At 39.2% G+C, this 9,894-nt stretch carries 7 protein-coding genes and 1 pseudogene; 4 read left to right on the top strand and 4 right to left on the bottom strand.

Translation table 11 applies throughout. From position 1 onward, the window contains the following. Positions 1 to 516 precede the first annotated feature (516 nt). From VNJ50_RS10610 to VNJ50_RS10595, 4 genes are all read left to right on the top strand, one after another. On the top strand, positions 517 to 1,206 hold the full coding sequence (locus VNJ50_RS10610) for a DUF1080 domain-containing protein (protein ID WP_325581670.1): 690 nt from the start codon (positions 517 to 519) through the stop codon (positions 1,204 to 1,206). Between the two features lie 12 nt (positions 1,207 to 1,218). Further along, positions 1,219 to 2,196, top strand: coding sequence for a formylglycine-generating enzyme family protein (locus tag VNJ50_RS10605; protein WP_325581668.1), 978 nt, complete (start codon positions 1,219 to 1,221; stop codon positions 2,194 to 2,196). A gap of 17 nt (positions 2,197 to 2,213) precedes the next feature. After that, a complete protein-coding gene (locus VNJ50_RS10600; RefSeq protein WP_325581666.1) occupies positions 2,214 to 3,557 on the top strand; it encodes a Gfo/Idh/MocA family oxidoreductase in 1,344 nt (447 codons plus the stop codon). A gap of 130 nt (positions 3,558 to 3,687) precedes the next feature. Further along, the gene (locus VNJ50_RS10595; RefSeq protein ID WP_325581664.1) at positions 3,688 to 4,545 is read left to right on the top strand and encodes a DUF1080 domain-containing protein; all 858 of its coding nucleotides are present in this window, start codon (positions 3,688 to 3,690) and stop codon (positions 4,543 to 4,545) included. Between the two features lie 192 nt (positions 4,546 to 4,737). Here VNJ50_RS10595 and VNJ50_RS10590 read toward each other — a convergent pair whose 3' ends face one another. The 4 genes and pseudogenes from VNJ50_RS10590 to VNJ50_RS10575 form a co-directional block, all read right to left on the bottom strand. Continuing rightward, entirely contained in the window at positions 4,738 to 7,098 is a 2,361-nt protein-coding gene (locus VNJ50_RS10590; RefSeq protein WP_325581662.1) for a glycoside hydrolase family 95 protein, read from the bottom strand. A 40-nt stretch (positions 7,099 to 7,138) separates the two neighbouring features. Next, positions 7,139 to 8,281 (bottom strand): Gfo/Idh/MocA family oxidoreductase, encoded by a 1,143-nt coding sequence (locus VNJ50_RS10585; protein WP_325581660.1) that lies wholly within the window; start codon positions 8,279 to 8,281, stop codon positions 7,139 to 7,141. A 351-nt stretch (positions 8,282 to 8,632) separates the two neighbouring features. Then, entirely contained in the window at positions 8,633 to 9,406 is a 774-nt protein-coding gene (locus tag VNJ50_RS10580) for a DUF1080 domain-containing protein (protein ID WP_325581658.1), read from the bottom strand. Between the two features lie 64 nt (positions 9,407 to 9,470). Continuing rightward, positions 9,471 to 9,894 (bottom strand): annotated as a pseudogene (locus tag VNJ50_RS10575) (gfo/Idh/MocA family oxidoreductase); the annotation flags it as partial.

Below are 9,894 nucleotides of genomic sequence, written 5' to 3'. Positions count from 1 at the left end.
AATCAATAGGCTAATTACCGCAAAAAAACATTGTCCGGGCAATCACAGCTCGACAGAAAAGATGATTCTCTTTTGAACATCGCAACAAAACAGTTATTTACCGCACACTTAAAGATATTGAAACAAAACGTTCGTTACGGTGTATGATCGTATAAAAAAACATATAATAGGTGGATAATAACATAAAAGTTCATTAATTTATTAGAGATTGTATAAAAATTATGGTTTAAATTTTTATAACTATTTTAGATAGATTTTAGTTTTTAATAATGGAGATTTAATGTGCTAAATCAAGTAATCAAAGGCTAAAGATGCTGAAAACAGCACAAAAAGAAAACTAAGAAATATAAACACTTGCAAAATAAATATTTTTTAAAATTTAAACAGGCTCTTAGTATAGCAGGTTATTATAGACAACAAATTTTAACACAAAATCTAAATAATTTTGAAAGAACTCTGAACATTTATAGCTAATAATTATCTTATATTGATACCTCAATATTAAAACAATAGGTTATGCGCACTTTGTTATCAATTATTGTTTTCGCTGTGGCAATGATTTCCTGGAAAACTCCCGATTTAAAAAAAGACAAAACACCCTACAGCTTATTTAATGGAACCGACCTTACGGGATGGCATGTTGATGTTCCAGATATGGACAACAATCCACAAGCTGTCAACCCATTTATAGTCCGTGACAATAGGTTGGTAAGCCTAGGAAATCCGCGAGGACACCTCATCACCGATAGTATTTATCAGAATTACAAATTAGAAATAGATTATCGTTTTCCAAATAAGCCAGGCAATTGTGGGGTGCTTGTTCATGCCTCTACTCCGAGAGCCTTATATGGTATGTTCCCAAAATCTATTGAAGTGCAAATGGAACACAAAAACGCGGGTGATTTTTGGTGTATCGTTGAAGACGTCGAAGTGCCGAATATGGAAAACCGCCGCGGTCCAAAAGATAATTGGGGCACCACCGAAGGAAAAGAACGCAGAATCCAGAATCTGACAGAAAACTCCGAAGCACCTCTTGGGCAATGGAACACCATGGTTATTGAATGCCGCGACAACTCGATCACCGTTTGGGTCAATGGCGAGTTGGTCAACAACGGTCTTAATGCCACCGCCCATAAAGGGCAGATTGCACTTCAAGCCGAAGGTGCTGAAGTCGAATTTAAAAAAATAGAAATTACGCCTTTATAAACGTTTAAAAAAGTGAAGATTAGACATGCGCTCTTAATTGTACCGTTTCTTTTTCAGCATACGGCAACCGTATCTCAGGAACTTAAATCCTTCACTCAAGATATCGGTGGCTCAGATTTGACAATTGAAATGATCGCCATACCTCAAGGTAGTTTCATCATGGGAAGCCCTACCAGCGAAAAAAATTATTATAAGGATGAAGGACCTTCACATAAAGTACATATTGATGCTTTCTGGATATCAAAATATGAAATCACTTGGGATTTATTTAATTTATATGTGAATCGAGAGATAGACCATGTAAAAACACCTACAAAAGCAGCTCAAGTATCTCTAGAAATCGATGCCATTTCTGGGGCTACCGTACCTTATGTTGATATGAGTTTGGGTATGGGAAGTGGTAAAGATTTGCCTGTAGGCAATGTGACGCACCATTCAGCATCAAAATTTTGCGAATGGCTATCGGCCAAAACTGGACATTTTTACCGTTTGCCTACAGAAGCCGAATGGGAATATGCCGCACGTGCAGGAACCACAACCGCTTATCATTTTGGCGATGATGAAAAATTACTCGGCGACTATGCCTGGTATACCGACAATAGTGATAGGACCTACCATAAAGTAGGCCAGAAAAAACCAAATCCTTGGGGACTTTATGACATGTATGGTAATGTTGCCGAATGGACCTTAGACCAATACCTTCCAGAGGCTTACAAAAACAGAAAAACGACCGCACAAAACCCTATCGAATTTCCGGTCAAGGAATATCCTCGTGCAGTACGAGGCGGCTCCTACGATGATGAGGCCGAATACCTTCGGAGTGCTGCACGTTTAGCATCATCAGAAAACTGGAAAATGCGCGATCCACAATTCCCAAAAAGCAAATGGTGGAATACCGACGCCCCTTTTGTAGGCTTTAGAATTGTGCGCGTGGCCAACCCACCAAAAACTAGCGATTATTTAAAATACTGGGGACAAACATCTCCTTAACCCTCTAAACTATAATGATGGATCATTCTAAAAAAAATCAGAAAACTATTTTACAGTCTTCACGAAGAGATTTTGTTAAAAACACAGCTATTTTTACCGCAGGAATGCTGTTACCCACAATGGAAATGGCAGCTATGGCCAATGTTTTTAACGATAAAACGTTAAAACTAGCCGTTGTAGGTTGTGGCGGTCGTGGCACTGGTGCTGCGGTCCAGGCTTTAAGGGCTGATGAAAATGTGCAGTTGGTCGCACTGGCCGATGCCTTTGAAGACCGCTTGAAAGGTAGTCTTGAAAGTCTTCAAAAAGAATTTGAAGGCACCAAAAGAATCCAAGTTAAAGACAATCACCAATATGTTGGTTTTGATGCTTATAAAAAAGCTATTGACCAAGCCGATGTTGTTATTCTTGCTACACCTCCAGGATTTCGTCCTTACCATTTTGAGTATGCGGTCAATTCAGGGAAGCATGTTTTTATGGAAAAACCAGTCGCTACAGATGTCCCCGGAGTTCGAAAAGTCTTAGAAATGGCTAAAATTGCCAAAGAAAAAAAGCTAAGTGTTGTTGTGGGTTTGCAACGTCGTTATCAAAACAACTATTTGGCTATAAAACAGCAAATTGATGAAGGTAAAGCTGGTCTCATTACCTCAGGACAGGTGTACTGGAACAGCTCTGGCGTTTGGGTTAATCCACGCACTGCAAATCAAAGCGAACTCGAATATCAAATGCGCAATTGGTATTATTTCAATTGGCTTTGTGGTGATCATATTCTAGAGCAACACATTCATAATATTGATGTTGCCAACTGGTTTATTGGTGAATATCCAATTTCAGCACAAGGCATGGGAGGCCGTTTGGTAAGAACAGGTCCTGAACATGGCGAAATTTTTGACCATCACTTTGTAGAATTCAAATATCCTAGCGGCGCAGTGATTTCTAGCCAATGCCGTCATCAACCTGGAACTTGGTCTAAAGTAGGCGAAGTTTTTCAAGGCAACAAAGGCATTATCGACATGAATGATGCGGGAGCTGCTAGTATATCAGATTTTCAGGGAAACACTATTTTTGAATATAAAGGTCGAAGAGACCCAAATCCATACCAAGTGGAACACGACAAACTCTTTGCCTCCATTCGAAATAAAGAAGGCCTTAACGATGCCGAAATAGGCGCAAAAAGCACACTCTCTGCAATTATGGGACGCATGGCAACTTATAGCGGTCAAATGATTAACTGGGAGCAGGCTCTGGCTTCTGAAAAAATCTTAATGCCACAAGAAGTCACGTGGAATTCAATACCACCAACCGTACCTGGAGCAGATGGCAACTACCCGATTCCTGCACCCGGAAAGACTATAATTTTTTAAATCTTTAACCCTAAAGCTATTTAATTTGTAGGTTACACTACAGATTAAATAGCTTTTTACCAAATGTTCCAATTCTAAAACTTAAATTGGCCACCGAACTTATAATTCCAAAAATAGAAATCCATAAATCATGAAATCCATAACGCACTCCGTTCCATTATTTTTAAAAAAGAGTTTTAAAATAGTTTCAGTTTTAATCCTTATTTTAATGTGCAACTCCTGCCAGAATACCAAGCAACAGGGATCAACAACCATTCAAAATGAAGGTTTAAAATCCGATGAAAATTGGCAAAGCCTCTTCAATGGCAAAGATTTAGACGACTGGATTGTAAAAATTCACCATCATGATGTGGGCGACAATTATGCCAATACGTTTAGAGTTATAGATGGTGCTATTCAGGTCAACTATGATGGTTATGACACTTTTGATGAACGTTATGGCCATTTGTTCTATAAAGAACCATTTTCATCATACCATTTAAAATTCACCTACCGTTTTACCGACCAATGGATGAAAGATGCGCCAGGTTATACGTACCGAAATAGTGGTGTGATGTTTCACTCGCAAGATCCCGCAACCATTTTAAAAGAACAAGATTGGCCCATTTCGGTAGAATTTCAAATGCTCGCTGAAGATCAGCCAGGCCAACCACGGCCTACAGGAAATATGTGTTCGCCAGGCACTGAAGTTTTTTATCAAGGCCAAATGGATCCCAGACATTGCATCAACTCTTCTTCTGACACCTACAAATGGAATGAATGGGTGATCGCAGAATTGATTGTCCATCAAGACTCTTTAGTGATCCATAAAATCAATGGCAAACAGGTTTTAGAATATACCAAACCACAAATTGGTGGTGGTGTAACCAATGGCTATGACCCAAAAATCAAACAAGATGGCAAACGACTGACCGAAGGTTATATTGGGCTTCAGGCTGAAGGTCAAGGTGTCGAATTTAAAGATATCATGATTAAAGAACTTAAATAAACGTAATCTATGGCTTTTGATTGCTAATTAATTTGAGTTGATAAAGGATTCGGTTTTCCATTCTGAAACCAAAATGAGCCAGTTTTCATGAACGTAACTTTTTTGATTCTGAACTTTTAAACGCAACTTCAAAAACCAAAGTTAAAGGCACAAAATAATTGGTCTGACATTTCATAAGCTTCATTGTATTGGCTAATTTTCATCTAAATAATTATAAATACCATCGCTATTAAGCTGAAAATCAAATATTTCATTATTAATCTTGAGTGTCGCCGAATGTTTTGGAAACCCGGTGATGGTTGCCGTTTTAACGCGGCTATTTTCCCATAAGATGGCCACCTCAAAACCGCCTCGGACTTTTAAGCCTTTTACGTTTCCAGTTTTCCAAACCTCTGGTAAAGCTGGTAACAATTCGATAATTCCTGATTGCGATTGGAGCAACATTTCTGCAATTCCTGCGGCGCCGCCCATATTGCCATCCAATTGAAACGGCGGATGTGCACACAGCAAATTAGCATAAGTTCCTCCAGCCGTTGACATTTCAACACTTGTATTTGAAACCGGTTTCAATAAGTTTTTTAACATGGTATGTGCACGATTTCCATCATTTAAACGTGCCCAAAAGTTGAGTTTCCACGCACGCGACCAACCGGTTCCACTATCACCACGTGCATTTAAAGTTACTCGTGCGGCCTCGGCCAACGCTGGTGTTTGCGCTGTCGAAATTTGATTGCCGGGATGCAAGGCAAACAAATGAGAAATATGACGGTGATCGTTCTTTGGATCATCCACATCTTCGGTCCATTCCTGAAGCTGTCCCCAAGCTCCAATTTTTGGTGGTAAAATGGCATCTCTGGTTAATTTTGCGGTCACTGTAAACGCATCATCAATTCCTAAAACACCAGCTGCAACAATGCAATTATTTAAAACATCCCATGCAATTTGATGATCCATAGAAGCACCTTTTGAAATACCACCATGTTCTGGACAATAGGATGGCATGGATACCAAATAGCCCTTTTCATCTTTGGTTAAGTAATCGATCCAAAAAAGAGCAGCTTCCTTCATTATCGGATAGGCTTTTTCTGAGAGATAAGTTTTATCTTGTGTAAAATCATAATGATCCCATAAGTGCTGTGAAAACCAACCTGCCCCCGACGGAAAAAAACCCCAATCAGCACCCCAACCTGGCGAAGTATAACCAAACGCATTGACCATAGTGTTGACCATCCAACCACGGGTATTAAAGAATTCTTTAGCAGCCAATTTCCCAGGCTCCACCAAACTTTTTATAAAATCCAAAAAGGGCACATGACATTCCGAAAGATTAGTCAATTCCGCAGGCCAATACATCATTTCTAAATTAATATTACTATGGTAATCGGCTGCCCACGGCGGATTTGTAGAATGGTTCCATTTGCCTTGCAAGTGCATCGACATCGTGTTTGGACGACTTGCAGAAATCATTAAATAGCGTGCATATTGAAAATATAAACTTTCTAAAGCGGTGTCCTCCGATCCGTTTGCGTATGCAATCAAACGTTCATTGGTCGGAATGTCAACTTGACGATTTTCGCCCAAATTCAAATGCACACGATCAAACAAATTGGAGTAATCAGAAACATGTTCGTTTTTTAAATCCTCATAAGATTTGCTACCTAAATCCTGTAATATCTTTTTATTAGCAGCTTTATAATCATTTCCTTTATACGTTGGATAATTGAGCGTGTAACCGGTAGCCGAAGTGTTCACTAACACCAAATCCGTAGCATCTTTTATATAAACAACCCCATCTTTATAGCTGATTTTACCGTCAGATAGTTTTAAGGATATTTTTGTTTCAAAAGGCATTGCATTATCGGCCACTTTTCCTTCAAAGGTGTAAACGCCTTCTTTAAAACCCTGAAAAACCTCAATATGGGGACTTTCAAATCGAATTTCGTAATCCGTTTTTTTAGAACTTTCAAAACGATACACCATAATATTACTTGGATAGTTTCCAAAAAAAGTACGTTTATAAGTCTCTATTCCGATGGCATATTCAACATGACCTAAAGCGTTGCTAATATCAAGACTGCGTTTATAATTTTCCACTTTTCCTGAATGGCCAACTTTTATATAGATATCGCCCATAGTTTGCTGAGCACCATAATCGCCAAATTCACCATTGTAGCGATGACCTGTATGGATGATTCCCGTAAATTCAGATTCTAAAAGTTCATGAGCTTCAATACGCGCTCCTTCTCTTAAAAGTGCCCTAACTTTGGGCAAAAAATTATGGGCGTTTTTTCGGATGCCAAAGTTATAATCGGGATTGGAATCTGGTCCACCGGACCAAAGTGATCCTTCTGAAAACTGGATATGCTCTTCTTGAATTCCTCCAAAAAACATGGCACCAACATAACCATTTCCAATGGGCAAAGCTTCGGTCATCCAATCGGAAGCCGGAGCGTTATACCACAATTGCATTGCATTATTGTCTTGAGCAAGTAAACCACTTGTCATTAAAATAAAACAAGCACTTATTGACAACTTACCGAGCAATACTCTCATTTCCAATCTTCTATTTAGTTTCTAACGGCGTTATTATTATTTACATATTAATCCAAGCTGCATTTTGCTGATCACTTTCAACAGCAGCATGAATAAACTGTACGCCTCTAATACCATCAGAAACGGTAGGATAATCTGGGGTTTTAATGGTGGTTTTTGTTAAGAAGGCGTTTAAATGGATGGCAAAGTTTTTATACACATTGGCAAAAGCCTCCAAATAACCTTCGGGATGTCCAGATGGAATTCGAGATGCCGCCAATGCCTGCGGATAAAGTCCATGCCCGTTGGGCGTGAAAATCTTTTTGGGTTGGTCGAGCCAGCGTGTAATCAGTTCATTTGGATTTTCCTGATGCCATTCTAAACTGCCTTTTTCACCATAAATCCTGATCGCAAAATTATTTTCTTCACCTACGGCAATTTGCGATAAAGACATTGTCCCTTTGGCACCATTTTCCATGCGAATTAAAATATTGGCATCATCATCTAAGATGCGGCCTTTCCCAACCCGACCTAAATCGGCAGATAGTTCTTTAACTTGCATCCCTGTGATATACTCCAACAAATTATGCGCATGGGTACCAATATCGCCCAAAGCACCGCCAACACCAGATTTTGAAGGATCTACACGCCATGCGGCTTGTTTATTATCGGCATCTTCAACAGCAGTGGCCATCCATCCTTGCAGATATTGGACTTGTACTTTTCTGATAGTTCCGATGTCACGGTTTTCAACCATAGCTTTGGCCTGTTTTACCATCGGACTTCCTGGGTAATTATGAGTAAGCGCAAAAAGCAATCCGGTGGATTGGACAAGCTGTTCTAAAATTTTTGCCTCCTCAATCGTTAAGGTCATAGGTTTGTCGCACACCACATGGAATCCGTTTTCCAATGCCATTTTTGCCGGTGCGAAGTGCATGTGGTTTGGGGTTACGATCGCCACAAAATCCATTCGCAACGTTTCGGGCAATGCTTTTTCTCTGAGAATCATTTCTTCAAAACTACCATAACAACGGTCTTCCGGCAATAATAATGCTTTACCTGACGCCAAGGATTTTTCGGCAGTACTACTAAATGCACCACATACCAACTCGATCATTCCATCGATAGCCGCCGCTTTTCGGTGCACATCGCCAATGAAAGAACCCATGCCGCCGCCAATCATTCCCATTCTTAATTTTCTCATGTTTTTATAGTGTATTTTGATATTCTACTTTTAAACTTCATTATAATTTATTATGATTTTCCTTAAAACAACCTAAGGTTCTAATAGGACATAAGATGAAAGGACATAAGATGTATGACTGCGTCAGCTTTTACAAAAAGAACAACAATTTCGATACTTTTTGTCCTAAAATCCTACGTCTTTTTGCCCTAAGTCCATTTTAGGTTGCTTAATGGACAAGCATATTATTTACAAAAAAACTCCCGGTGACTTGGAATGACTCCTCCAATTTAACAGCAGTTTTACTGTCCATCAAAGTCATTCTGAACCACAAGGAATTTTAATTAAAAGGTTGATGTTTCTGTTTTTGGTCTATAGTTCTTTAATTTTAATATTTCTAAACCAAACATCATCGCCATGATCTTGCAAACCAATATACCCTTCGTTAGCTACATCTGCCCAGTTTTCATTTAGTGCAGGGAATTTACTGCCTGCAACCAAACTGTTCCATTCTGGAGTCCATAGGTGATATTCTACAACATTAACACCATTTTGCTTATGGACTACGGTGCCATTATAAACTGTGATTTCTACCTGATTCCACTCGCCTACCGGTTTTGCGTTTTGCGGTTTTGCAGGAATCAAATCATATAAAGATCCGGCTTGTCGATTACCATCTACGCCAAGTTTAGCATCAGGATGCTTATCATTATCTAAAACTTGCATTTCGGGCGCTGTTTTCCAGATATAATCCAAATCTTCCTGACCAAGATAAAAAATCCCTGAATTTCCACCTTCAGAAATTTTCCATTCTAAACTCAAGGTAAAGTTTTTGAATTTTTTATCATAAATGATATCGCCGCCATCTTTATGACCAGCTTCACCACGTCCTGATCCTAAACAACGAATGGCGCCATCTTCAATTTTCCAAGCTTCTGGAAAATGATCTTTTTTATAACCGCGCCAACCATCAGAAGAAGTACCATCAAAAAGCACGATCCAATCAGCGGTATCATCGGCTGTAGCATCTACAGTTTCTTCTTCAACTTCGATAGTTTCTTTATTTTTTTCATTATTTTCTTTACAGCTAGAAATCAATGGCATGAAAACTAAACTAAAAATTACAAGTGCACTTATTTTTTTCATAGGTTTTGTTTTTAAGATTTATATATTACTTTTTTAATTGTTGATCTTTTTAAAATTTTATCAGCTAAGATGGCATATCTGGCAAAGTCCAACCTTCACGATACGTGTGCTTAATCAGTTCCTGGGAATAAGCGAGGGCATTCATAGGTTCGGTCCAGTCCTTACCAAACGACGGACGGCCATCTTTAATCATGAATCCGTCTCTAATAACCGTTCTAATTTCTTCATTAGGATTGATATTGGTGAACTTCATATTGGCGCCATCCCATTCTAAAACCTTATTTAAGGCCTGAAGTCTTACGGCAAGCACGCCCATAACGACCATCTCGTTAAATGGTCCGGCCTCGGCAAAATCGGAGGTTGTTGGTTTTCTACTTTCAGGATTTTCTTTACAGGCGCGCACCCAATCCATTTCGTGTGCACCGCCAGACCAGGTTAGTCCAAGTTCTTCTTCAACACGTCGTTCTGTTTTAGGAATCGTGATAGGT

Origin of the sequence: Gelidibacter sp., from assembly GCF_035577925.1 — a bacterium.
Lineage (GTDB): Bacteria > Bacteroidota > Bacteroidia > Flavobacteriales > Flavobacteriaceae > Gelidibacter.
The sequence above is the reverse complement of the archived record's forward strand: the minus strand, read 5'-3'. Positions and strand labels throughout refer to the sequence as shown.